At 73.8% G+C, this 23,158-nt stretch carries 28 protein-coding genes and 1 pseudogene; 7 read left to right on the top strand and 22 right to left on the bottom strand.

The annotated features are described in order from the left end of the window. The first annotated feature begins 33 nt into the window (after positions 1 to 33). A complete protein-coding gene (locus OP18_RS54850) occupies positions 34 to 267 on the top strand; it encodes a DUF7455 domain-containing protein (RefSeq protein WP_033357963.1) in 234 nt (77 codons plus the stop codon). Between the two features lie 554 nt (positions 268 to 821). Here OP18_RS54850 and OP18_RS07380 read toward each other — a convergent pair. Together OP18_RS07380 and OP18_RS07375 are read right to left on the bottom strand one after the other, a co-directional pair. After that, positions 822 to 2,531, bottom strand: coding sequence for a DEAD/DEAH box helicase (locus tag OP18_RS07380; protein ID WP_033357962.1), 1,710 nt, complete (start codon positions 2,529 to 2,531; stop codon positions 822 to 824). Between the two features lie 144 nt (positions 2,532 to 2,675). Then, positions 2,676 to 2,945 carry a DUF3039 domain-containing protein gene (locus OP18_RS07375; protein ID WP_033357961.1) on the bottom strand — a complete coding sequence of 90 codons (270 nt, stop codon included), beginning with the start codon at positions 2,943 to 2,945 and terminating at the stop codon, positions 2,676 to 2,678. A gap of 62 nt (positions 2,946 to 3,007) precedes the next feature. Here OP18_RS07375 and OP18_RS07370 point away from each other — a divergent pair, with 62 nt between their 5' ends. Further along, positions 3,008 to 3,916, top strand: coding sequence for a pseudouridine-5'-phosphate glycosidase (locus OP18_RS07370; RefSeq protein ID WP_033357960.1), 909 nt, complete (start codon positions 3,008 to 3,010; stop codon positions 3,914 to 3,916). After that, positions 3,913 to 4,812, top strand: a complete 900-nt coding sequence (locus tag OP18_RS07365; RefSeq protein ID WP_033357959.1) for a carbohydrate kinase family protein — start codon at positions 3,913 to 3,915, stop codon at positions 4,810 to 4,812. Before OP18_RS07370 ends, OP18_RS07365 begins: the two co-directional genes overlap by 4 nt. On the opposite strand, the gene OP18_RS07360 is transcribed toward OP18_RS07365, so the two are convergent. The 7 genes from OP18_RS07360 to OP18_RS07330 form a co-directional block, all read right to left on the bottom strand. Beyond that, a complete protein-coding gene (locus OP18_RS07360) occupies positions 4,799 to 5,161 on the bottom strand; it encodes a DUF3099 domain-containing protein (RefSeq protein WP_033357958.1) in 363 nt (120 codons plus the stop codon). The genes OP18_RS07365 and OP18_RS07360 overlap by 14 nt on opposite strands. 37 nt (positions 5,162 to 5,198) lie before the next feature. Beyond that, positions 5,199 to 5,660 (bottom strand): large conductance mechanosensitive channel protein MscL, encoded by a 462-nt coding sequence (gene mscL, locus OP18_RS07355; protein WP_052386334.1) that lies wholly within the window; start codon positions 5,658 to 5,660, stop codon positions 5,199 to 5,201. Positions 5,661 to 5,705: 45 nt separating this feature from the next. Next, the gene (locus tag OP18_RS07350) at positions 5,706 to 6,275 is read right to left on the bottom strand and encodes an HhH-GPD-type base excision DNA repair protein (RefSeq protein ID WP_211273457.1); all 570 of its coding nucleotides are present in this window, start codon (positions 6,273 to 6,275) and stop codon (positions 5,706 to 5,708) included. Positions 6,276 to 6,365: 90 nt separating this feature from the next. Further along, a complete protein-coding gene (locus OP18_RS07345; protein ID WP_033357956.1) occupies positions 6,366 to 6,983 on the bottom strand; it encodes a hypothetical protein in 618 nt (205 codons plus the stop codon). Positions 6,984 to 6,995: 12 nt separating this feature from the next. Continuing rightward, positions 6,996 to 7,229, bottom strand: coding sequence for a hypothetical protein (locus OP18_RS07340; protein WP_033357955.1), 234 nt, complete (start codon positions 7,227 to 7,229; stop codon positions 6,996 to 6,998). Between the two features lie 58 nt (positions 7,230 to 7,287). After that, complete coding sequence (locus OP18_RS07335) at positions 7,288 to 7,689, bottom strand: RidA family protein (RefSeq protein ID WP_033357954.1); 402 nt, start codon at positions 7,687 to 7,689, stop codon at positions 7,288 to 7,290. After that, positions 7,677 to 8,468: an NAD(P)-dependent oxidoreductase gene (locus tag OP18_RS07330; RefSeq protein ID WP_033357953.1), complete on the bottom strand. Its 792-nt coding sequence runs from the start codon at positions 8,466 to 8,468 to the stop codon at positions 7,677 to 7,679. The genes OP18_RS07335 and OP18_RS07330 overlap by 13 nt, the downstream gene beginning before the upstream one ends. An 80-nt stretch (positions 8,469 to 8,548) precedes the next feature. Here OP18_RS07330 and OP18_RS07325 point away from each other — a divergent pair, with 80 nt between their 5' ends. Then, positions 8,549 to 9,439, top strand: a complete 891-nt coding sequence (locus tag OP18_RS07325; RefSeq protein ID WP_033357952.1) for a LysR family transcriptional regulator — start codon at positions 8,549 to 8,551, stop codon at positions 9,437 to 9,439. Between the two features lie 34 nt (positions 9,440 to 9,473). Here OP18_RS07325 and OP18_RS07320 read toward each other — a convergent pair whose 3' ends face one another. After that, positions 9,474 to 10,004, bottom strand: a complete 531-nt coding sequence (locus tag OP18_RS07320; protein ID WP_033357951.1) for a hypothetical protein — start codon at positions 10,002 to 10,004, stop codon at positions 9,474 to 9,476. A gap of 16 nt (positions 10,005 to 10,020) precedes the next feature. Beyond that, positions 10,021 to 11,202: an L-2-hydroxyglutarate oxidase gene (gene lhgO / locus OP18_RS07315; protein WP_033357950.1), complete on the bottom strand. Its 1,182-nt coding sequence runs from the start codon at positions 11,200 to 11,202 to the stop codon at positions 10,021 to 10,023. 54 nt (positions 11,203 to 11,256) lie between these two features. On the opposite strand from lhgO, the gene OP18_RS07310 reads away from it, so the two are divergent. Beyond that, on the top strand, positions 11,257 to 12,327 hold the full coding sequence (locus OP18_RS07310; protein ID WP_162189750.1) for a lysylphosphatidylglycerol synthase transmembrane domain-containing protein: 1,071 nt from the start codon (positions 11,257 to 11,259) through the stop codon (positions 12,325 to 12,327). Here OP18_RS07310 and OP18_RS07305 read toward each other — a convergent pair. From OP18_RS07305 to OP18_RS07290, 4 genes are read right to left on the bottom strand one after another with little or no spacing between them, the layout of a single operon-like run. Further along, on the bottom strand, positions 12,229 to 12,954 hold the full coding sequence (locus tag OP18_RS07305; protein WP_033357949.1) for an SDR family oxidoreductase: 726 nt from the start codon (positions 12,952 to 12,954) through the stop codon (positions 12,229 to 12,231). The genes OP18_RS07310 and OP18_RS07305 overlap by 99 nt on opposite strands. A 51-nt stretch (positions 12,955 to 13,005) precedes the next feature. Continuing rightward, positions 13,006 to 13,533 (bottom strand): Uma2 family endonuclease, encoded by a 528-nt coding sequence (locus OP18_RS07300; RefSeq protein WP_162189749.1) that lies wholly within the window; start codon positions 13,531 to 13,533, stop codon positions 13,006 to 13,008. A gap of 45 nt (positions 13,534 to 13,578) precedes the next feature. Beyond that, positions 13,579 to 13,920, bottom strand: coding sequence for a winged helix-turn-helix transcriptional regulator (locus OP18_RS07295; protein WP_033357947.1), 342 nt, complete (start codon positions 13,918 to 13,920; stop codon positions 13,579 to 13,581). Beyond that, on the bottom strand, positions 13,920 to 14,603 hold the full coding sequence (locus OP18_RS07290) for an iron-dependent transcriptional repressor DtxR (RefSeq protein ID WP_033357946.1): 684 nt from the start codon (positions 14,601 to 14,603) through the stop codon (positions 13,920 to 13,922). The genes OP18_RS07295 and OP18_RS07290 overlap by 1 nt, the downstream gene beginning before the upstream one ends. Positions 14,604 to 14,806: 203 nt before the next feature. Here OP18_RS07290 and OP18_RS07285 point away from each other — a divergent pair, with 203 nt between their 5' ends. After that, positions 14,807 to 15,967, top strand: coding sequence for an acetoin utilization protein AcuC (locus OP18_RS07285; RefSeq protein WP_033358073.1), 1,161 nt, complete (start codon positions 14,807 to 14,809; stop codon positions 15,965 to 15,967). 15 nt (positions 15,968 to 15,982) lie between these two features. Here OP18_RS07285 and OP18_RS61765 read toward each other — a convergent pair whose 3' ends face one another. Beyond that, positions 15,983 to 16,252, bottom strand: coding sequence for a DivIVA domain-containing protein (locus OP18_RS61765; protein WP_052386330.1), 270 nt, complete (start codon positions 16,250 to 16,252; stop codon positions 15,983 to 15,985). A gap of 38 nt (positions 16,253 to 16,290) precedes the next feature. Between OP18_RS61765 and OP18_RS07275 the strand changes: the two genes are divergently transcribed. Beyond that, positions 16,291 to 18,861, top strand: coding sequence for a bifunctional acetate--CoA ligase family protein/GNAT family N-acetyltransferase (locus tag OP18_RS07275; protein ID WP_033357945.1), 2,571 nt, complete (start codon positions 16,291 to 16,293; stop codon positions 18,859 to 18,861). A 98-nt stretch (positions 18,862 to 18,959) separates the two neighbouring features. On the opposite strand, the pseudogene OP18_RS51105 reads toward OP18_RS07275, so the two are convergent. From OP18_RS51105 to OP18_RS07245, 6 genes and pseudogenes are all read right to left on the bottom strand, one after another. Then, a pseudogene (locus OP18_RS51105) lies at positions 18,960 to 19,650 on the bottom strand (sigma-70 family RNA polymerase sigma factor). A gap of 205 nt (positions 19,651 to 19,855) precedes the next feature. Continuing rightward, positions 19,856 to 20,278 carry a D-aminoacyl-tRNA deacylase gene (gene dtd / locus OP18_RS07265; RefSeq protein WP_033357944.1) on the bottom strand — a complete coding sequence of 141 codons (423 nt, stop codon included), beginning with the start codon at positions 20,276 to 20,278 and terminating at the stop codon, positions 19,856 to 19,858. Further along, complete coding sequence (locus tag OP18_RS07260; protein ID WP_033357943.1) at positions 20,278 to 21,744, bottom strand: DUF7782 domain-containing protein; 1,467 nt, start codon at positions 21,742 to 21,744, stop codon at positions 20,278 to 20,280. Before OP18_RS07260 ends, dtd begins: the two co-directional genes overlap by 1 nt. 17 nt (positions 21,745 to 21,761) lie before the next feature. Beyond that, positions 21,762 to 22,103, bottom strand: a complete 342-nt coding sequence (locus OP18_RS07255; RefSeq protein ID WP_033357942.1) for a hypothetical protein — start codon at positions 22,101 to 22,103, stop codon at positions 21,762 to 21,764. Between the two features lie 45 nt (positions 22,104 to 22,148). After that, complete coding sequence (locus OP18_RS07250) at positions 22,149 to 22,607, bottom strand: hypothetical protein (protein ID WP_033357941.1); 459 nt, start codon at positions 22,605 to 22,607, stop codon at positions 22,149 to 22,151. Between the two features lie 43 nt (positions 22,608 to 22,650). Beyond that, a complete protein-coding gene (locus OP18_RS07245; protein WP_033357940.1) occupies positions 22,651 to 23,112 on the bottom strand; it encodes a heme-degrading domain-containing protein in 462 nt (153 codons plus the stop codon). Between the last annotated feature and the right edge of the window lie 46 nt (positions 23,113 to 23,158).

Below are 23,158 nucleotides of genomic sequence, written 5' to 3'. Positions count from 1 at the left end.
GCGTTCGTCGGTGACGATCAGAGGAGGAAGGCGATGACCCCGACCCTCACGCCGCCGCCGGAGACGGCAGCGCCCCCAGCCGCCGAGGAACGGTGCGACCGCTGCAGCGCGGCAGGCAAACTACGAGTTCGGCTCGCCGAAGGCGGCGACCTGATCTTCTGTGGACATCACGCAAACAAGTACGCCGACCAACTGGTCAAGATCGCAGTTGAGGTGGCGGTCGCCCCGGACTTCACGTGGCGAGGCTCCGAGATCACGGCCAGCTGACCATACCCTGTCCGTAGGGCGTCCCGAGCGGGGCGCCCTACGACCGTATTCCGGCCCGGCCGAGGTCTCGACGGCCCCGGGCGTCCTCCGACTGCCCGGGGCGGCGCTGACGGCCTCAGGTGACGTTCGACGGCCCTGGGCTTCGACGGCCGGGGCTTCGACGGCCGGGGCTTCGACGGCCCGGGCCGCGTTCGACGGCAGGGCTTCGGACGGCAGGGCTGCGGACGGCCCCGGGCGGCGTTCGACGGCTCAGGGTGGCGCTGACGGCGCCCGGGGTGGCACGACCCCGTCCGGGGACAGACCGGCCTTCGAAGCGCCCGACGGGTCCGGCTCGGGTGGCGACAAGCACGGCCGAGCCGGCTGCGGCCTCCACGCGACGTGGAACGGCCTGCCATCGACCGACCGGCACCGGCCCGACCCGCACAAATCCGCCCAGCTGCCCACAGGCTGGCGTGCCTGTCCACGGGACCGGCACCGGGCACGCCGGCATCGTGCCAGGCCACGCCCACCCCGCCGGGCCGTGGGGAACCCACCTCGCGGCCCGCGTACCGGGCTCACATCGTCTGGATGGTGGCGATCCGCTCCTCGAGCTGCTCGATCGTCGCCTGGGCGCTCGGCGGCCCGCCGCACAGCCGGCGCAGCTCGGCGTGGATCTTGCCGTGCGGCAGGCCGGTGCGGTGGTGATGGGCGGCGACCAGCGTGTTCAGCTGCCGGCGCAGGACGATGCGGCGCTCGCCCGCGGTCTTCGGCGGCTCCGGGGCGAGGGTCGCGGCGGCCGGGGCGCGGCGCTTCTCGGCGGCGACCTGCTCGGCCTGGCGCTTGCTGAGCAGCGCCGAGACCTGGTCGGCGGTGAGGAGGCCGGGCAGTCCCAGGTACTCCTCCTCCTCGGGCGTGCCGGTCTGCGCCGGCACGCCGAACGTCGCGCCGTCGAAGATGACCTGGTCCAGCTCGGCGGTCGCGGACAGCGCCTCGAAGCGTTTGAGCAGGTCGTCGCCGACCTTCTCCTCGCGCTGGGCGCGTTCCAGCAGCTCGTCGTCGTAGCCGTCCTTCTCCTTGGGGGCGCCGAGGACGTGGTTGCGCTGGGCCTCCATCTCGGAGGCGAGCTCCAGCAGGTGCGGCACGCTGGGCAGGAAGACGGTCGCGGTCTCGGCGGTGCCGCGGGCCCGCACGAAGCGGCCGATCGCCTGGGCGAAGAACAGCGGGGTGGAGGCGCTGGTGGCGTACACGCCGACGGCCAGGCGGGGGATGTCGACGCCCTCGGACACCATGCGGACGGCGACCATCCAGCGCTCGTCCGACGCGGAGAACGTGGCGATGCGGCCCGAGGCGCCCTGGTCGTCGGAGAGGACCACGACGGCCTTCTCGCCGGTGATGTCGTGCAGGACCTTCGCGTACGCCCTGGCGGCCGTCTGGTCGCTGGCGATGACGAGACCGCCGGCGTCGGGCATGCCGCCGGCGCGCAGCACCTTCAGGCGGGCGTCGGCGGCGCGCAGGACCTGCGGCATCCAGTCGCCGGTGGGGTCGAGGGCGGTGCGCCACGCCTGGGCGATGAGGTCCTGGGTCATCGGCTCGCCCAGGCGCGCGGCCAGCTCGTCGCCGGCCGACGTCCGCCAGCGGGTCTCGCCGGAGTACGCGAGGAAGATGACGGGCCGCACGACGCCGTCGGCGAGGGCCTCGGCGTAGCCGTAGGTGGTGTCGGAGCGGGACCGGGCGATGCCGTCGTTGCCGCGCTCGTACTGCACGAACGGGATCGGGTTGTCGTCGGAGCGGAACGGCGTGCCGGTGAGCATCAGCCGCCGCACGGCGGGCTCGAACGCGGCCTTGACCCCGTCGCCCCACGACTTCGAGTCGCCGGCGTGGTGGATCTCGTCCAGCACGACCAGGGTCTTCCTGGTCATCGTCCGCCGCCGGTGTACCGCGGGAGCCACGCCGACCTGCGCGTACGTGACGACGGTGCCGTGGAAGTCGGACGCGGCGTGCACGTCGGCGTTGCGGAAGCCGGGGTCGAGGTCGATCCCGACCCGGGCGGCGGCGTCGGCCCACTGCTTCTTCAGGTGCTCCGTCGGCGTGACGACGGTGAGGTTGTCGACGGTGCCGTCGGCGAACAGCTCGAGGGCGATCCGCAGCGCGAACGTGGTCTTGCCGGCGCCGGGCGTGGCGACGGTGAGGAAGTCCTCCCGTTTGCCCCGCAGGTATTCCATGAGTGCCTTGCGCTGCCACACCCGGAGCGTCTGTCCTGCCTGCACCACCGGACGCGGCGGCATGCGGCACCCCCTTGAGGACCTGAAGAAACCCACACAGAAACGCCTCCGGGTCACTGGACCTCGAAGGCGTTGCTCAGCCTAGCGGGCGCGGGCCGGCGGAGCGCCGATCCGCGCCGAACGTCACTACGACAGCTGGACGGCCCGTCAGGAGGGGTCGTCGTTCTGCACGACGTTCTCGTAGATGTCCTTGCAGACCGGGCACACCGGGAACCGGCTGGGGTCGCGCGACGGGACCCACAGCTTGCCGCACAGCGCCCGCACCGGCGTGCCCTCGATCATGGCCTGCATGATCTTGTCCTTGGGGGCGTAGTGCGAGAACTTCTCGTGGTCGCCGGCGTCGTAGCGGTAGTCGGTCTGCTCTTCGACGCGCTCGTCGGTGAGCGTCGAGCCACCGTTGTCTGGAGTCGTTGTCACGGTCCCAGTCTGCCAGGCGAACGGCCGGCCTGCCGCACGGCGGCCGGGGTTATCGTTGCCAGGTGATCAACCATGCCATCCGCTTCGGCGCCGAGGTCGCGGCCGCCCGGGAGTCCGGCGCGCCGCTCGTCGCGCTGGAGAGCACCATCATCTCGCACGGGCTGCCCCGGCCGTCGAACCTGACCGTCGCGAAGGAGATCGAGGCGACGGTCCGGGCCGCGGGCGCGGTCCCGGCGACGATCGGCATGATCGGCGGCGAGATCGTGGTCGGCCTGTCCGACGAGGAGATCCACCACCTGGCCGGCAGCGACGACGTGGTGAAGCTTTCGGTGCGCGACCTGGCCCCGGCCGCCGCCGCGCGGGCCGACGGCGCCACGACCGTGGCGGCGACCTCGGCGATCGCGGTCGCGGCCGGCATCGCGGTCTTCGCCACCGGCGGGCTCGGCGGGGTGCACCGGGGCGCGGCCACCACGTTCGACGAGTCGGCGGACCTGACCGCCCTGTCGCGGCTGCCGATCACGGTGGTCTGCGCGGGCGTCAAGTCGATCCTCGACGTCGGCGCCACCCTGGAGCGGCTGGAGACCCTGGGGGTCAGCGTCGTGGGGTACCAGACCAGGCGCTTTCCGGGGTTCTACCTGACCGACGGCGGGTTCGACCTGGACTGGTCCGTGGACGACCCGGCGGGGGCCGCGGCGATCGTGCGGGCGGCGCGCGCCCAGGCGGTGCACACCGGCGCGCTCATCGTGGCGAACCCGCTGCCGGCCGGCGAGCAGCTCGACCCCGGCCTGCACGACCGGGTCCTCGCCGACGGGCTGGCCGGCCTGGAGCGCGACGGCGTGACGGGCAAGGACGTCACCCCGTTCCTGCTGTCGCACTTCCACGCCGCGACCGAGGGCCGCAGCCTGGACGTCAACGTGCGGATCATCCTGCGCAACGCCGACCTGGCGGCGCGCATCGCGGCGGCCCTGTGACGGTGATCGTCGTCGGTGACGTGGTCACCGACATCGTGACCGTGCACGAGGGTCCCCTGGCGATCGGCTCCGACACCCTCGCCTCGGTCCGCGTCGGCGGCGGCGGGTCCGCGGCGAACACCGCCGCGTGGCTGGGCTCGCTGGGGCACCCGGTGGTGTTCGCGGGGGTGGCCGGCGACGACGAGCCCGGCACGGCCCGCCTCGCCGAGCTGGCCGCCGCGGGCGTCACCACCTCGGTGCGCCGGGTGCCGGGCACGGTGACCGGCACGGTGGTGGTGCTCGCCTCCGACGCGGAGCGGACCATGTTCACCGACCGCGGCGCCAACCGGCTGCTCTCCCCCGCCGACGTCGACCGGGCCCTGGACGCGACGCCGGACGCCCGGCACCTGCACCTGTCGGCGTACGTGCTGTTCGACCCGGACTGCGCGCCCGCCGGCCGGCACGCCCTGCTCGCCGCCCGCCGCCGGGGGCTGTCGACCAGTCTGGACGCCGCCTCGGCCGCGCCGTTGCAGCGGCTCGGGAAGGCGTTCTGGGCGTCGGTACCGGCTGTGGACCTGCTCCTGGCCAACCTGGACGAGGCGAGGGTCCTCGCGGGCCCCGGCGGCTCCGCGGCACGGCTGGCGGCGGCGCTGCTGGACCGGGCCGGCGCGGTGGTCGTGAAGTCGGGCGCCGACGGGGCGACCTGGGCCGCGCCGTCCGCGCTGCCGGTGCACGTGCCCGCCGCACCCGTCGCGCGGGTGGTCGACCCGACGGGCGCCGGCGACGCGTTCGCCGCCGGCTTCCTCGCGGCCTGGCTCACCGGCGCCCCGCCGGCCGACGCGCTGGCCGGCGGGGCCCGCCTCGGCGCCCGCGCGGTCGCGCAGGTCGGTGGCAGGCCCGCCGCTACAGATCGATGATCTTCGGGTCGGTCCGCTCCCGGTCGGTCAGCGCGTGCGCGGGGTCCGGATGCGACTGCTGCCGCTCGCGCCGGGCCTGGAGCTTGTTGCGGAAGCGGTGCTCGGGCCGGGGCCCCCGGTCGTTGGCGAGCAGCACCGCCGCCCAGGGCAGCACCGCCGCCCCGATCAGCAGCAGGGTGAGCCACAGCCACAGCAGCGGCACCTTGGCGGTGACCAGGATCGCCGCCACGATCACGCAGAGGCCGCGCAGCAGCATCATCGCGACGTAACGCCGCTCCCGGGATCGGAGCTCCTGTTCGGGCGTGCGCTCAGCGGTGGTGATCAGCTGCGGTTTCGGCCTGCGTCCCATTACCACCGAGTCTGCCACGCGCACGGGTGAAGCGCGCTCAGGTGTCGCTCGGCTTCACCGGCGCGGCATGCGCGCCGCCGACCGGGTCGACCGGCCGGTCGGTGGGCCGGTTGACGGTGCCGGTCGCGAGCAGGTCGCGGATCTCGGTGAGCAGCCGGATGTCCTCGGCCGGGGCGGCCGGCTCGGGCTCGATGCCCCGCTTGCGCCGCTCGGCGAGCTTGTTCATCGGCAGCACGACCAGGAAGTAGACGGTGGCGGCGGTGAGCAGGAAACCGATCACCGAGTTCAGGAACGCCGGCCACGCCAGGAACTGCGACCCGATCGGCAGCCCCTGGTTCTTGTCGTCGACCCCGATACCGCCGGTGAGCTTGATCAATGGTTGGAGGAAGCCGTCGGTGAACGCCTTGACCACGTCGTTGAACGCGGCACCGATGACGACGGCGACGGCAAGCTCGATGACATTGCCGCGCGAGATAAAGTCCTTGAAACCCTTCAGCACGTTAGGCACCCTACGACCCTCGGTGCCCGCGCGCACGCCACGTGGCTACCCCTGTTTCGTGGCGGCCTTCATCTGCTTCTTGTACTCCCGGACCCGCCCCAGCGACTCACCGTCGACGATGTCCGCGACCGAGCGGAACGAGCCCTCCTCGCCGTAGCCGCCGGCGGCCTCCCGCCAGCCGTCCGGCCGCACCGAGTACTGCTTGCCCAGCAACGCGACGAGGATCTGCGCCTTCTGCCTGCCGAACCCGGGCAGCGCCTGCACCCGGCGGAACAGTTCGGCACCGGAGCCGGCCCCGGCCCACAGCGCCGCCGGGTCGCCGTCGTAGCGGTCCACGAGGACCCGGCACACCTCCTGCACCCGTGCCGCCATCGCCTTCGGGAACCGGTGCAGCGCCGGCGGCGTCGCGAAGATCTCCACCAGCGCGCCGGGGTCGAACTCGGCCAGCTCCTGCGCGGTCGGCTCGTGCCCGAGCCGCTGCCCCAGCACCCACGGCGACGTGAACGCCTTCTCCAGCGGGATCTGCTGGTCCAGCGTCATCCCGATGAGCAGCGCCAGGGGGTCGCGGTCCAGCAGCGCGTTCGCTTCGGCGGGGATCGGCAACGAGAACGGCATGGGCGTCATTCTTCCTCACCCCCGCCCACCCGCGGCGGAACCCGGCGGGGCCCGCCCGGTCGCCGACCGGCCGGGCCCGCCGGGCGGCGGTCACTTCTTGGTCTTGCGCAGCGCCTTCAGGTCGGTGTGGGCGGTCTTCGCGGCCGTACGGATCGGCTGGAGCTGCGACTTGATCGCGTCGGCGTCGGGGCCCGGCTTGACGGCCAGGAGGGCGTCGACCTTGCCCTTGAGGGTGGCCTCGACGGCGTCGAGCTTGGCGGTGTCGGCGCCGGGCTGGGCGCGTAGCTTGGCGATGACGGCCAGCTCGGTGTCGATGGCCGCGGTGAGGCGGACCTTCGGGCCGGTCAGCACGAAGACGCGGTAGCCGGTGACCATCGACTGGGCGTCGTCCTTCACGGCGGCGGCGGTCGTCTCGCCCTGGACCTTGGTCTTCAGGGCGGTCAGGCCGGCGCGCTGGTCGGCGATGAGCTTGGTGAGGGTGTCGCGGTGCGCGGGCTGGACCTGTTTGGCCGCGGCCAGGCTCGTCTCGAACTTCTGCAGCGCGGTCAGGCGCTGGTCGATCCGGCCGGCGACGGCGTCCTTCGCCGCGTCCAGGGTGACGGCCCGCACCGAGGGGCGCGCCGACGGTTCGGCGGCCGCGGCGCCGGCGGTACCGGCCACGAGCGCGGCACTGAGGGTGAGGGTCAGGGCGATCAGGGTGCGCTTCACGGTGGATCCCTCTCAGTCTTCGTCGCCGGCGGGCTGGGCGTCCCCGGACAGTTGCTGGTCGACCTGGTCGAGGAGCTGGTCGACGTCGTCGGCCGCCGGGGCGTCCTGGGCCGGCTGGGCCGTCCCGGCCGGCTGGGTCGAGACCGCGGCCGGGCGCTGGTCGCGCCGGTCCTTGCGGTCCTGCCGCCCGCAGCCGCCGGCGAACAGCAGCGCGGCCGCGAGCGCGATGGCGATCGTTCGTCTCATGCCGCACATGGTGTGTCCCGCGGGTAAGCGCGGCCCGCGGGACAACGTAAGGATCAGGTCAGGACGCGGCGACCGCGGCCACCACCTCGACCTCCAGCAGCGCCCCGTCGCGGAACAGCCGGGACACCTCGACGGTCGTGCTGGTCGGCGGCGGGCCCGTGAACACCCGCCGGCGGACCTGGCCGTACTGCGGCAGCTGCGCCATGTCGGTGAGGAACGTGCGGATGTTCACCACGTCGGCGAGCGTCGCGCCGTGCGCGGCGAGGATCGCGCCGATCAGCTCGAACACGCGGGTGGCCTGCGCGGCCATGTCGCCGGGGCCGACCAGCGCGCCGTCGTCGTCCAGGGCGATCTGCCCCGACAGGAACAGCAGCGTCCCGGTGCCGACGTCGACCCGCGCCACGTGCGAGTACGCGCCGGCCGGTGCGGCGACCGTGGAGGGGTTGTCTATGACGAGCATGCGGGTCCTTCCGTCACGATGGTGGTCAGGTCCGCCTCCGGGTCGGCGGCGGCCAGGTGCCGGGCCGCGGCGAGCGCGACGGGCAGGTCCCGGTCGCCGAGGCTGAGCGTCAGGTCCTTGCGCGCCAGCCGTACGGGGAAGTGCGCGGCCCGCGCCCCGGTCACCCGCTCCACGGCGATGCCGAGCGGGCCGCCGCGCAGCGCCTCCAGCGCGCCGGCGCGCGGCACCCCGACGGCGTCGGCGACCAGCAGCACCTCGGCCAGGGCGGCGAGGGCGGTCACGAGGGCGGTGTTGAGGACCACCTTCATCGCCGCGCCGCTGCCGGACGGGCCGCACCGGTGCAGCTCGCCGAGCGTGGCGAGCACCGGCGCGACCCGGTCGACCGTGGCCGCGGTGCCGCCGGCGAAGATGCGCAACGTGCCACCCGCGGCGGCCCCGGTGCTGCCCGCGACCGGCGCGTCGACCAGGTCCACCCCGGCGGGCAGGGCCGCGGCGAGGTCGCGCACGGCGTCGGGGCCGATCGTCGACATGTCGACCAGCGTCGCCGGCCCCGCGACCGCCGCCGCGGTCACCACGTCGCGCACCACCGTGCCGTCGGTGAGCATCGTGATGACGACGTCCGCGCCGCGGACCGCCGCCGCCGGGTCCGGCGCGGGGGCCACCCCCTCGACGGCCCGCGCGCTGCGGCTCCACCCCGTGACCGGGAACCCGTGGGCGGCCAGTCGCCGGGCGATCGGCGCCCCCATGTGCCCGAGCCCGAGCACCGCGATCTTCTGCATGCGGCGACCGTATGCGCCCCGCTGACATGTCACCAACGAATGTCTGGCATCGCTACCATGCAGTATGGGAATGTCGTGCGGTGCAGACCGAGATGTTGGAGGTGTTCCGGGAGGTCGCCCGGCACCGCTCGATCACCGGCGCCGCGACCGCGCTGCGCTACACCCAGTCGGCGGTGTCCCGGCAGATCGCGGCGCTCGAGCTGGAGGTCGGCGCCCGGCTGTTCGACCGCCTGCCGCGCGGCGTCGCCCTCACCGCCGAGGGCACCTGCCTGCTCACCCACGCCACGGCGGTCCTGGACCGGCTGGCGCTCGCCCGCCGCGAGGTCGACGCCGTGCGCGCCGGCGCCTCAGGCCACCTGCGCGTCGGCGCGTTCGCCACCGCCGACGCCGCGCTCGTGCCGCGCGCCCTGGCCCGCTTCCGCGCCGGCCACCCCGGCGTCCGGCTGTCCCTCGTCGAGGGCGTCACCGGCTCGCTGCTGTCGGCGCTGCTCGCCGGCGACGCCGACGTGGTGCTGGTGACCGCCTGCGCCGATCCCCGCTTCGCCGTGCACCACGTCCTGTCAGAGCCGGTGCTGCTGGCCGTGCCGCGCGCCCATCCCCTGGCCGGGACCCCGTCGGTGGTGCGCCTCGCGGCGCTGGCGGACGAGGCGTGGATCGCGGGCTCGGCGGCGCCGGAGGAGACGCTGCTGGCACCGAGCGTGCGGCTCGGGTTCCGGCCGCGGATCGCGTTCGTGGCCGGCGAGTGGACCGCGAAGCTCGGCTTCGTGGCGGCCGGGCTCGGGGTGACCCTGGTGCCGGCCCTCGCCGCGCGGGCCGCCCCGGCGGACGTCGCGCTGCTGCCGCTGCACCCGGACGAGGTGCCGCCGCGCGACGTGCTGGCCGCGACCCTCGCCGGGCGCACCGTGCCGGCCACGGTCACCGCGTTCCTGACCGCCCTGCGCGCCGAGGCGGCGCTGTTCCCCGCGGATTGACCCCGGCTCCCGGCGCGCCGGACGCCCGTACGGTCTAGAGGCTGCTCAGGTCGATCAGCTTGGCCAGGCCGACCAGCTTCGGCAGCAGGTCGGCGCCCGCGGGGTCCGGGGTGCCGGGCGGCAGGTGGACCGACAGCTGGATGATCCGCTTGTTGCCGGCGAGCCAGCCCACCTCCGCGCCCGCGCCGGTGGCGTCCGTGGCCGGGATCTGCAGCTGGTACGCGGCGGCGCCCAGGCCCTCGACCGGGACGGCACCCTTCGGCTGGACGGCGGAGGCGTAGATGTCCGCGCCGATGGTGGTCGCGGTCACCGACAGGACCAGGTCGGGGGTGGCGGCGCCGCGGGGCTGCAGGACGCAGGTGAAGGTGTTGTCCTGGGTCGCGGCGGCGGCGACGGCGAGGTCCAGGCCGAGCTTGGTGTTGACGACCGGGAAGTCCAGCAGCTGGCACGCGCCGCCGGCCGCGGCGGCCGGGGCGGTGGACGGCGCCGGGCCCGGATGCGCGCCGGCGTCGTCGCAGCCGGCGAGCAGGATCAGCACCGCGAGCACTCCGGCAACCGTACGCACGCGCGCACCCTACCGCTCAGCGCGGCAGGCGGTCGACGATGTACCTGGCGATCTCCAGGGAGCTGGTGGCGGCCGGTGACGGGGCGTTGAGCACGTGCACCTGCCGGCCTTCGACGACGATGAGGAAGTCGTCGACGAGGGCACCGGACGGGGTGATCGCCTGCGCCCGTACACCTGCCGACGCCGGCACCAGGTCGGCGGCGGTCACCGCGGGCACCAGGCGGGCCAGGCTCGCGGCGAAGCGCTGCTTCGACAGGGAGCGGCGGACCTCGGTGAGGCCGTAGCGCAGGTGCTTGCGGGCCAGCTGCCACATGCCGGGGTAGCTGACCGTGTCGGCGATGTCCCGCGGGCGGACGCGGGACCAGGAGTAGCCCTCGCGGGCGGTGGCGAGGACCGCGTTGGGGCCGGCGTGGACGCTGCCGTCGACCATCCGGGTCAGGTGCACGCCGAGGAACGGGAACTGCGGGTCCGGCACCGGGTAGATCAGGCCGTTGACCAGGTGGCGCCGCTCGGGGCGAAGCTCGTAGTACTCGCCGCGGAACGGGATGATCCGGGCCGGTGGCGTGATGCCGGCCAGCTTCGCGACCCGGTCGGCGTGCAGGCCGGCGCAGTTGACGAGGACGTCGGCGAACACGTCACCGACGGTGGTGTGCACGACCGTCTCGCCGTGCAGGGTCGAGATCCCGGTCACCCGGGCGCCGAGGCGCAGGGTCGCCCCCGCCTTCTCCAGCAGCGCCGCGAGGGTCACGCAGACGGCGCCGAAGTCGGCGATGCCCGTCGAGGCGACGTGGATGCCCTGGACGCAGGCGACCTCCGGCTCGTACTCCCGGGCCTCCGCCGCGTCGACCAGCCGCGCCGGCAGGCCGTTGGCGAGGGCACGGTCGTACAGGCCGCGCAGGCGGGGCAGCTCGGACGGGTCGGTCGCCACGATCAGCTTGCCGGTCACCTTGTGCGGGATGTCGTGCTCCCGGCAGAACGCCACCATCGAGGCGCTGCCGGCCTTGCACAGGGTCGCCTTGAGGCTGCCGGGCTTGTAGTAGACGCCGGCGTGGATGACGCCGGAGTTGTGGCCCGTCTGGTGCGCGCCCCAGGTGAGCTCCTTCTCCACGACGGTGACCTCGGCGCCGGGGTGCTCCAGGGTGAGCCGGTGCGCGGTGGCCAGACCGACGATGCCACCACCGATGACGACGTACCGCACGCTGCCTCCTCGGGCTCCGACCGTCGCATCGTAGCCGTGCTAGCGTTCCCGTCCGTGGGTCAGCCTGTCGTCGAAGTGGCACCAGCCAAGCCGTGGCGGGCCCGCCTGATCAGCGCCGTCCGGGTGCTCGCCGCGCTCGGCATCGTCTACTTCATCGTCGCCACCACGATCGACCAGTGGTCGGCGGTGCAGGCGACGTTCCGCGGCCTGTCGTGGCCGTCCCTGATCGCCGCGCTGTTCGCCGCCGTGCTGTCGCTGTGGACGACGATGATGGCGTGGCGGGCGATGGTCGGCAGCATCGATCACCCGCTGCGGGTCCGTGACGCCGCCCCGATCATGCTGGTCGGCTCGCTCGGCAAGTACCTGCCGGGTTCGGTGTGGGCGTATGTCGTGCAGATGGAGCTCGGCCGCCGCGCCGGGGTGTCCCGGTCCAAGGTGTTCATCGGCTCGGTCCTGGTCAGCGGCCTCGGCGTCACGTCCGGGCTGATCCTGACCTCCCCCGGCTTCGGCACCGCCTTCGACGGCGTGCGGGCGTCCGGGCACGAGGTGTTCGGCTCGCTCGCGGTGTGGGCGTCGATCATCCTGCTGCCGTTCGCCGTGGCCTGCTGCTACCCGCCGCTGCTGACCTGGCTGGTCGGCCGCGCCATGCGGGTGCTGCGCCGCCCGCCGCTGGACCGGCCGATCACCTGGCGCCCCGTGCTGGAGAGCGCCGCCTGGTGCATCGCCGGGTACCTCGCGGCGGGCCTGCACGTGTGGCTGCTGGTCCGTGCGCACCTGCCGGGCCTGCACGGCCTCGCCGGCAGCGTCTTCGCGATGGCGCTCGCGATGAGCATCAGCACGTTCGTGATCGTCGCCCCGTCCGGCCTCGGCGCCCGCGAGTTCCTGATGGCGCTCGCCCTGGCCGGTCTCGGCGTGCCGTGGGCGACGGCGTGGGCGCTGACGCTCGTGTCGCGCCTGCTCTTCACCGTCGCCGACGTGGCCGCCGCGGGCGTCGCCGCCGCGGTGGGGCTGCGGCGCATCCGCCACTCATCGCCGCCGCAGGAGGAACTCCTCCCAGGTGCCGGTCCCGCCGCCGGGCCCGGTCCCCGCGCCGGCGCGCAGCGCGCGGAAGATCCGGCCGGGTAGCCTGACCGGCACCAGCAGCCGCCGCTTCCCGGCCTGGCGCAGGTACGCCCGCCACAGGTCCCGCCCGCTGCGCCGCTGCGGCCCGGAGAAGTCGCCGGGCGTCGCCGGCAGGTCACCCTCGACGATCTCCGCGAGCCGCACCGCCACGTCGTGCACCTCGACGGGCCGCAGGTCGAACGCCGGGTAGAAGCCGATGAGCGGCAGCGTCGTCAGCGCCTTGGCGAGGGTCAGCACCAGGTCGTGGAACTGGCTGGCGCGCAGCGACGTCCCGCCGTACGCGGCCACCATCCGCTCGATCGTGACCTTGTCCTTGTAGTAGCCCAGCGGGATCCGGTCGACCCCGACGATCGACACGAACACCAGCTGTGGCCGGCCGCCGGCCTTCATGGCCTCGATCAGCTTCCCGGCCGCGGCGACGTCCCTGCGGCCGTCCGTAGCCGCGTGCACGACGACGTCGACCCCGTCGAGCGCCGCCGCGAGCCCTTCCCCGGTGAGCAGGTCACCGTGGGCGTGACCGGGCTTCGACCGGCTCAACCCGCGCACCTCGTGGCCGCGTTCCCTGAGGACGGCGACGAGGTCCCGCCCGAGCGTCCCGGTCGCGCCGGTGACGAGCACTGTTCGCTTCATGCGGTACCAGACGGCGCAGCGCCCGGAACGTGACGCGGTGTGTCCGGCGTCTCAGCTCAGGTCCGGCACCTCACCGGCGATCAGCGCGTCGATGGGGTCCTTGCCGACCTCGGTGTAGACCCCGTCGGTGAGCCGGAACCGCAGCACGGTCCCGTCCGGCTCGACCCGCCAGAAGTGGGCGATCCCGGCGTCGGCGTATTCACGCGGCTTCACCCACCGGTCGGTCCGTTCCGACCCCGGCGACACGACCTCGACGGCGAGCAGCACCTCGGCCGCGGCGAGCCAGACCGTCTCGGGCGGGACGTCCCCCTTCGCCACGACGATGTCCGGCGTCCGGCCGTTGCGGTCGTCGTCCGCGGTCCTGACGCCGGTGGACAGGGTCGTGCGGTCGAGGAAACCGTGCGTGAGCAGCCATACGCCGAGTCGCGTGGCGATGATCTGGTGCCGCCTGGGGTGCGGCGGCATGACCACGAGGTTGCCCTCGGTCAGCTCGAACCGGTGCAGCTCGTCGGCCTCGGCGAGCGCCGTCACGTCCTGCAGGGTGAGCGGGCGGGGTGGCAGCTCCGGCACAACCGTCACGCCATGGAGTCTACTTGTGCGCATATGCTCATGTCGAGCGAACGATCAGGTGCGGGTGTCGTAGCGCTCGCGGGCCTGGGCGACGTCCGCGCGGTGCCGCTCCGCCCACGTGATGATCGTGAGCAGGGCGGCGTGCAGCTCCTGGGCCATCGGGGTGAGGCTGTACTCGACCCGTGGCGGGACGGTCGGGTAGACGGTCCGCACGAGCATCCCGTCACGCTCCAGGTTGCGCAGCGTGAGGGTCAGCATGCGGCGGCTGATGCCGGTGATGGCCCGCTCCAGCTCGGTGAAGCGGATCGGGCCGTCGGCGGCCGCCACCAGGATGCACACGCTCCACTTGCCGGCGACCCGGTCGACCAGCTCCTGGACGGTGCATCCGGGCAGCATCAGTGCGCCGCGACGAACACCCGCGACGCGACCTCCCGCGGCAGCCGGATGCGCTCGCCGGCCCGGTCGATGCTGACGCCGTCGCGCTCCTGCGCCACGGTGACCGTCGCGCCCGGGTCGATGCCGGCGGTGTGCAGCTGGCGCAGCACGTCGGCGTCGGTCTGGACGCTCTCGCAGATCCGGCTCACCACGACCGCCCCGGCCAGGCCGGGGAAGGCGAGGTTGCGCTCGGGGTCGGAGGGGTCGTGCGACTTGTCGGCGCTGCCCTCGAGGCCTTCCAGCCCGGGGATCGGGTTGCCGTACGGCGACCGGGTCGGGCGACCGAGCAGCTCGTAGACCCGCTGCTCGACGGCGTCGCTCATCACGTGCTCCCAGCGGCAGGCCTCTTCGTGCGCCTCCTCGTAGGGCAGGCCGATCACGTTGACCAGCAGCAGCTCCGCGAGGCGGTGCTTGCGCATGACCGCGACCGCGTGCACGCGACCCTCGTCGGTCAGCGCCAGGTGGCGGTCGCCCTCGACGATCAACAGGCCGTCACGCTCCATACGGGCGACGGTCTGGCTCACGGTGGGGCCGCTCTGGTGGAGTCGCTCGGCGATCCGGGCGCGCTTGGGAACGACGCCTTCCTCTTCGAGCTCCAGGATCGTCTTCAAGTACATCTCGGTGGTATCGACCAGGTCGTTCACTGCCTTGCCCTCCCGGTACGCGATAGTACTCGTCGCGTACGTCAAGATTGGAACGTGACAGCCAACCAAGCGATCTTGGACGGTGCCGTCGTCGCCGAGCTGGTGTGGGAAGCGGGGGTCACCGCGTCCTGCAATCCTACCGGCGCGCGCAGGGTCCCTGCGCACACTGCGAAGGAGGGGCCGGTCACGTGAACACGCTGGTCATGTGGGACGACGCATTGCTGCGCTACGACATGGGCGAGCATCCGCTGGACCCGGTGCGGGTCGAGCTGACCATGGCACTCGCCCGTGACCTGGGCATCCTCGCCCGCGAGGGGGTCACGGTGCGGGCTCCGCAGCAGGCCGGCGACGAGGTGCTCGGCACCGTGCACGACCCGGACTACATCGCCGTGGTCAAGGCCGCGTCCACCGGCCGGCGGATCGGCATCATGGGGCTCGGCACCACCGACAACCCGACGTTCACCGGCATGCACGAGGCCAGCGCCCTGATCGCGGGCGCGACCCGGGCCGCCGCCGAGGCGGTCTGGCTGGGCGAGGCCGACCGGGCGGTCAGCATCGCCGGCGGGCTGCACCACGCGATGCCGGCCCGGGCCGCCGGGTTCTGCGTCTACAACGACCCCGCCGTCGCGATCGCCCGGGTGCTGGAGCTCGGCGCCGAGCGGGTCGCGTACGTCGATATCGACGTACATCACGGCGACGGCGTACAGGAGATCTTCTACGACGACCCGCGGGTGCTCACCGTCAGCCTCCACGAGTCGCCGCGGTCGCTCTTCCCGGGCACCGGCTTCCCCGAGGAGACGGGCGGTCCCGGCGCGGAGGGCTCCGCGGTCAACGTCGCGCTCCCGCCGGGCACCGACGACGCCGGCTGGCTGCGCGCGTTCCACGCCGTGGTGCCCGGGGTGCTGCGCGCGTTCCGGCCGCAGCTGCTGTTCACCCAGTGCGGCGCCGACACGTACCGGCACGACCCGCTGGCGAACCTGCGGCTGACCGTCGACGGGCAGCGCGCCGCGTACCTGGCGCTGCGTGCGCTCGCCGAGGAGGTCGCCGGCGGCAAGTGGGTCGCCAGCGGCGGCGGCGGGTACGCGCTCGTCGAATGCGTCCCGCGGGCGTGGACGCACCTGCTCGCGGTCGTCACCGGCGACGCGCTCGACCCGGCGACGGTCACCCCGCCGTCGTGGCGGGCGCTCGCGGCGGCGCGCCGGCCCGGCCACCCCGTACCCACGGCGATGACCGACGGCGGCACCGGCGCGTGGACGCCGTGGGTGCCGGGGCAGACGCCGGACGCCGTCGACCGGGCCGTCATGGCGACCCGCGCCGCGACCTTCCCGTTCTTCGGCCTCGACCCGCACGACCCGCGGGACTAGCGAACGACCCGCGGGTCAGTTCCGCACGGCGGCCTCGAGCCGGCTCAGGCGCTGCTTGATCCGGTCGAGCTCGGCCAGCATCGCCGACTCCGCCGCCGTCGACGTGCCGAACGACGCGTCGGGCGCCGGCGCGCCCCGCAGCGCGGCCAGCTCGTCGTGCAGCGCGGTCAGCGCCTGCGCGACCACGTCGAGGAACGCGTCGACCTCGTCCTCGTCATAGCCGCGCTTGCCGAACGCCGCCTTGGTGAACCGGACGGCTTGCACGTCGGCCGGGGTGAGCATCATCCCGACACGGTACTAAACCGCAGTGGCACGATGAGGACGTGACCGAGATACCGGACCGGGCCGCGGACGTCCTGCTGTCCGACGGCACGACCGTCCACTTGCGACCGATCCGGCCCGACGACGCCGACCGGATCGTCGCGCTGCACTCGCGCTTCTCCGAGCGGACCCGCTACCTGCGGTACTTCTCCGCGTACCCGCGGATCCCGCAGCGCGACCTGGACCGCTTCGTCAACGTCGACCACCACGACCGGGAGGCGTTCGTCGTCGAGCACGCCGGCGGCCTGATCGCCGTCGGCCGGTACGAGCGCCTCGGCGCCGGGTCGCACCAGGCGGAGGTCGCCTTCGTCGTCGAGGACGCGCACCAGGGCCGCGGCATCGGCTCCGTGCTCATCGAGCACCTCGTCGCGGCCGCGTCGCAGGAGGGCATCACCGAGTTCGAGGCCGACGTCCTGCCGGTCAACCAGGCGATGCTGCGCGTCTTCATGGCCGCCGGCTTCCACATCGAGCGCGAGTTCTCCGACGGTGTCGTGCACCTGTGGTTCCCGATCGCGGCGACCCCCGACTCGATGCGCGTGCAGTGGTCCCGCGAGCAGCGCGCCGAGGCCCGCTCGATCGGCCGGCTGCTCAACCCGCGGGGCGTGGCCGTCTACGGCGCCCGCGCCGACGGCACCGGCGTCGGCGCGGCCATCCTCGCGCACCTCAAGGCGGCCGGCCCCGCCGGACCGCTCGTCCCGGTGCACCCGAGCGCCGCGGTCGTCGGCGGGCTGCCCGCGGTGGCCGCCCTGGCCGGCTCCGGCCATCCCGTCGATCTGGCGGTGGTGGCGGTACCGGCCGAAGCGGTGCCGTCCGTGGTGGCGGACTGCTCGGCCGCCGGCGTGCACGGTCTCGTGGTCGTCTCCGCCGGGTTCGCCGAGTCCGGGCCGGTCGGCGCGCAGGCGCAGGCGGCCCTGCTGCGCTCGGTCCGCAGCCACGGCATGCGGCTCGTCGGCCCCAACTGCCTCGGCATCGCCAACACCGACCCCGGCGTGTCGCTCAACGCGACCCTCGCGCCGCTGCTGCCCCGCCGCGGCCGCGTCGGCTTCTTCAGCCAGTCCGCCGCGCTCGGCACCGCCCTGCTCGCCGAGGCCGACCGGCGCGGGCTGGGCCTGTCGACGTTCGTCTCCGCCGGCAACCGCGCCGACGTGTCGGGCAACGACGCGCTGCAGTACTGGCGCGAGGACCCGCACACCGACGCGGTGCTGCTGTACCTGGAGACCTTCGGCAACCCGCGCAAGTTCGCCCGCATCGCCCGCGAGCTGGCCCGGCGCAAACCGGTCGCGGCCGTGGCCAGCCCGGTCCGCCCGCCGGCCCTCGACGCCGTCACCACCGGCCCCGACGCCCGTGGCGTGGCCGCCCTCTTCGCCAGCTCCGGCGTGATCCGCGTCGACACCGTCGCCGAGCTGTTCGACGTCGGGCTGCTCATCGCCGGCCAGCCGCTGCCGACCGGCGACCGGATCGCCGTGGTCACCAACGCCGCCGCCCTCGGGGTGCTCACCGTCGCCAAGGCGCCCGCCGCCGGGCTGCGGGTCGCCGAGGGGTACCCGCGCGACCTCGGCCCCGAGGTGAGCGACGCCGACTTCGTCGCCGCCGTGCGGGAGGCCCTCGCCGACGACGGCGTCGACGCGGTCGTGGCCGCGTACGCGCCCGCGCTCTCCGTCGCCGGTGAGCTCGGCGTCGCGGACCTGCTGCGCACCTCGACCGTCGAGTCGGCCCGCCCGCTCGCGGTCGTCCTGCCCGCCGACCCGTCGTTCACGTTTGCCCCCGCGTACCGGGAGAGCGACCCGGCCGCCCTGCCCACGTACCCGGCGATCGAGGAGGCGGTGCGCGCCCTCGGGCGGGTCGCCCGCTACGCCGCCTGGCGCCGCGAGCCGGTCGGCACCGTCCCCACGTACCCGGGCGTGCCGGCCGCTGCGTCCACCGGCATCGAGGCGCTGCTGGCCGCGTACGGCGTCCCCGTGGTGCCGTCGCGCCGCGCCGCGGGCCGGGACGTGGCCGCGGTCGCCGCCGAGCTCGGCCTGCCGGTCGCGTTGAAGGTCGCCACGGGACCGTGGCGGCACCGCATCGACCTGGGCGCGGTCCGGCTCAACCTCACCGCGCCAGACCTCGTCGAGGAGGCGTACCAGGAGCTGGAACGCCTCTTCGGGCGCGGCGTGGAGGTCCTCGTCCAGCCGATGGTCGCCCCGGGCGTGGCCTGCGTCGTCGAGGTCGTCGACGACCCCGCGTTCGGCCCGGTCGTCGGCTTCGGCCTCGGCGGCGAGGCCGCGGACCTGCTCGGCGACCGCGCCTGGCGGCCGGCCCCGCTCACCGACCGCGACGCGGCCGCCCTCGTGCGCGCGCCGCGCGCGGCGCCGCTGCTGACCGGGTACCGCGGCGCCGCCCCGGTCGACCTGGACGCCCTCGCCGACCTGCTGCTGCGCGTCGGCCGCCTCGTCGACGACCAGCCGACGCTGTCGTCGCTGTCGCTGAACCCGATCCTGGCCCGGCCCCAGGGCCTCGCGGTGCTGCACGCGGCCGCCGAGTTCACCGCGCCGGTGCACCGCCCCGACAGCGGCCCGCGGCGGCTGTACTGAACCGCCGCGGACGGCGAACGCCTTGACCGACAGGGACGTCCGGCTGTCGCCGCAGCCGCAGGTTCCTGCCGATCAAGGCGCTTCTGGTCGGGTCGTGCTCAGCTGGCGTAGGCCTCCAGGCGCTTCGCGCGCGACGGGTGGCGCAGCTTCAGCAGGGTGACCTTCTCGATCTGGCGGATGCGCTCGCGGGACAGGCCGAACTCGCGGCCGACCTCGTCCAGGGTGCGCTGCCGGCCGTCGTCGAGGCCGAAGCGGAGCCGGATCACGGCCTGCTCCCGCTGCGACAGCGTGGACAGGACGATCTCGACCTCGGACTTGAGCATGCCCTGCGACACGCTGTCGGCGGGCTCCTCGCGGGGGTCGATGCGGGCGACGAAGTCACCCAGGGCGCTCTCGCCGTCCTCACCGACGGCCTGGTCGAGGCTGACCGGCTCGCGGTCTGGTGTAGTCGAACTTCTCCACGGCGCGGATGAGGCCGAGGTTGCCTTCCTGGATGAGGTCCAGGAACGCCATGCCGCGGCCGGTGTAGCGCTTGGCGATGCTGACCACCAGGCGCAGGTTGGCCTCGAGCAGGTGCGCCTTGGCGGCGCGGCCCTCGCGGACGATCACCTCGTAGGTGTTCATCCACGCGGGGTGGACGTCGCCCGTGCTGAGCTTCTCCTCGGCGTAGAGCCCGGCCTCGATCCGCTTGGAGAGGTCGACCTCCTGCTCGGCGGTGAGCAGCTTGGTCCGCCCGATCGTGTTGAGGTATGCGCGAACGAGGTCCGCTGAGACGCCCGTGTTGTCGATCTGGGGCTCGTGCTGCTCGTCGGTCTCGACGTCGACTGCGTTGAACTCCGTGGTGTCACTCAGCGGCTGGGCCACTTCGCTCGCCTCCCGTGTGCCTGCACCAGTGCCCTGTCCAGTGGCGCGATCATTCCTACGGGTAGAAGCTTCGCTGAGTGCGCGTGAAGTGGCGGTGAGGCGGCCGAGCCGTGGCACGAATCCGTGAGTCTCAGATTTCGAGCATCACCGTGTGGGGTCCGACGTTCACGCTCTCGACGAGCATGTGGGTGCGGAAGCGCCCGGTTTCCACCACTGCGCCCCGATCTCGCAGATACCGGCAGAAGTCCTCGATGAGCGGCTCCGCGACCTCGGGGCGAGCCGCGGCGATCCAGGTCGGGCGGCGGCCCTTGCGCGCGTCGCCGTACAGGGTGAACTGCGAGACGACCAGCAGCGGCGCGCCCATGTCGGCGGCGGACCTCTCCTCGGGCAGGATGCGCAGCTCGTGCACCTTGCGGGCGAGCGTCGCGGCCAGCGCCGGGGTGTCGGTGTGCGTGACCCCGACCAGGACGAGCAGGCCGTCCCCGATCGCGCCGACCACGGTGCCGTCGACGGTGACCGACGCCCGGCTCACCGTCTGGACCAGGGCGCGCACTAGCCGGCCGCCGGCAGCAGGATGCCCCGCTCGACCAGGTGCGACACCAGCGGGACCGCCACGTCGGCGAGCAGCTCCGCCGGTACGCCGTGCGCCGCCGCCAGCACGTCGACCTGGTCGCGCAGCGTCACGGTGCCGTTGCACGCGCCGACGAGCGTGATCGCCACCTGGTCGACCTCCTCGATCCAGCGCAGGCCGTCGGGCAGGCTGAGCAGCTGCCGCTCGACCTCCCAGCCCTCCGCGCCCTGCGTCGCCTCCTGGCGCAGCCGCAGGCCGGGCGCGGCGGTGAGGCGGGCGCCGAGCAGGTCGCCGTCGCGCAGGAAGTCCTGCCGGGCGAACCAGTCGCCGATCAGCGGCCCGAACGGCCCGTCGACGGTCTGCCGCAGGTCCTCGATGCGCACCGTCGGGTCCTCGTGGCCGCCGGCGCGCAGGGTGATCAGCCCGAAGCCGACCGCGTCGACCTTCTGCGCGTCGAACCAGTCCAGCCATGCCGCGGCGATCGCCGGCTGCCGGGCCGGGTCCTCGGAGGCGTCGGAGAGCCACAGGTTGACGTACGCGACCGGGTCGGACACCTCGCGCTGGATCACCCACGCGTCGAGGCCGGTGCCGGCCAGCCAGTCCGCGACCCGGTCCTCCCACTGCTCGCCGGTGACGTGCAGCCAGTTGGCCAGGAACTGCATGTGCCCGCCGTCGTTGAGCAGCCGCGGCGCGGCGGCGACCAGCTCGGCGCAGACCGCGTCGCCGGGACGGCCCGAGTCGCGGTACGTATGGTCGGTGGTGCCCGGCCCGGCCACGAACGGCGGGTTGCTCACCACCAGGTCGAAGCGGCGGCCGGCGACCGGCGCGGTCAGGTCGCCGTGCAGCAGCTCCCAGTCCAGCCCGTTGAGGGCGGCGGTGGTGGCGGCGAAGCGCAGCGCCCGGGGCAGCAGGTCGGTCGCGGTCACCTTGGCCGCGTGCGTGGACAGGTGCAGCGCCTGGACCCCGCAGCCGGCGCCGAGGTCCAGCGCGGTCGCGACCGGGTGCCGCAGCGTGGCGGCGGCGAGGGTGGTCGAGGCGCCGCCGATGCCGAGCACGTGGTCGCCGGGCAGCGGCCGGCCCGGGCGCATGCCGGCGGACAGGTCCGCCACCACCCACCAGTCGCCGTAGGGCTCCAGCTCGACCGCGGCGCGCACGCCGTCACCGTCGGCCTCCAGCAGCGGCAGCGCGGCGGCGAGGGGCAACGGGGCGAGGGCGTCGGCGACCGCGTCCAGGGACTCGGTCTGGCCGCACACGAACAGGCGCACGAGGGTCGACAGCCGGCCGGGCTGCTCCTGCGTGCGTTTGAGCGCGGCACGGAAGTCGTTGCGGGCCAGGGCGGCCGTCGCGGGCTCACCCAGCAGGTCCTTGATGCCCTGGGAGGTGTACCGGGCGGAGGTCAGCGCCTCACGGAGCCGGGCGAGACCGTCGGCGTCGAGCAGTGCGTCCACCCTGACATCCTGCTACGTCAACGTTGGTCGATCCCTAAACAGGCCACGACGCGGCTCGCGTCGGCGGTGAGGAAGAGCTGGAAGTGCGTCGGCGGGTCCTCGACCTTCGCCTCGCCGATGCGCAGCGGCTGGTCCCCGGAGACCCGCAGGCTGGCGAGCGCGTCCTCGCCGCCGAGCATCGGGGTGCCGATCTTCGCCATGTGCTGGGCCCGCCGTGAGTAGCTGCGGGCCAGTGCGTCGGCCGGCACGGTGTCGTCCCACACGACGTAGTCCGCGCCGGCCCTGATCGCGTCCTTGCAGGCCACGAACGCTTCCCCCGGCACCTCGTCGAGGAGCCGGAGCAGTACTTCACGATCCATGACCTATGTGACCATAAAGCGGGACTTTTGGTTAGTCCCTCGTCATCAACTTCCGCAGTTCTTGAGCTGCTTGAGCACCGCCGCCGGGACCTGGCCCATGCAGACGTTGTCGGTGCCGCCGGCGATCGCGAGCCACTGCTTCTTCGCGGTGTCGTACTGGAACAGCACCGTCGCCTTGTCGTTGGCCTCCGGCTGGGTCCGGGCGGTCGCCCAGTTGTCGGCGCAGCTGATGTCGGTGAGGCCCTTGCCGATGTCGACGGCGTTGGACACCTCGAGGTTCGCCACGAACGCCTTCTCCAGCGTCGCCGCGTCCACCGGGCACCCCGCCTGCGGGCTGGCGCCCGGTTTCGTCGGCGCCGGGCCGGTCTGCGGCAGCAGGGACTCCTGCGTGGTGGGGGCCGCGGCGGTGGCGTTGTCCTTCGGCGGGTCGTCGGAGCAGGCGGACAGCACGCCGGTCAGTGCGAGGGCCGCGGTGGCGGCGGCGCACCCGAGAAGTCGCTTCATCACACGCGGAATCCTCAGCCCGGCCGAGCGTTGAGACAACCCTCTATCTCTGCAGGAACAGCCCTATCGCCTCGACGACGAGGGCGTGGTCGTCGGCCTGCGGCAGCCCCGAGACGGTGACCACGCCGACCACACCGACGTCCACGATCCGGATCGGGAACGCGCCGCCGTGGGTGGCGAAGTCGGCCGGGTCGACCCCGTACGCGGCGTCCATCGCCGTGCCCTTGGCCGCCATCCGCCGGCCGACCAGGTACGACGACGCGTTGAGCCGCTCCACGACGCGGATCTTGCGCTCGATCCACCGGTCGTTGTCGGGTGCGGTGCCCGGCAGCGCGGCGTGGAACAGCTGGTGACCGTGGCGGCGGATGTCGACCGTGATCGGCAGGCCGCGCTCCTTGCCCAGCCGCACCAGCAGCGACCCCAGCTCCCAGGCGTCGTCGTTGTCGAACCGGGTGAACCGCAGCCGCTCCTCCTGCGCCTCCAGCTCGGCGATCAGGTCCTCCACCGCGGTGCTCCTCGCTCGGACGGGGGTACGTGGTGATCAGCCTACG

The organism is Dactylosporangium aurantiacum, from assembly GCF_000716715.1.
GTDB lineage: Bacteria > Actinomycetota > Actinomycetes > Mycobacteriales > Micromonosporaceae > Dactylosporangium > Dactylosporangium aurantiacum.
Note: the sequence above shows the minus strand (reverse complement) of the source record. Positions and strands in the feature narration are given on the sequence as shown.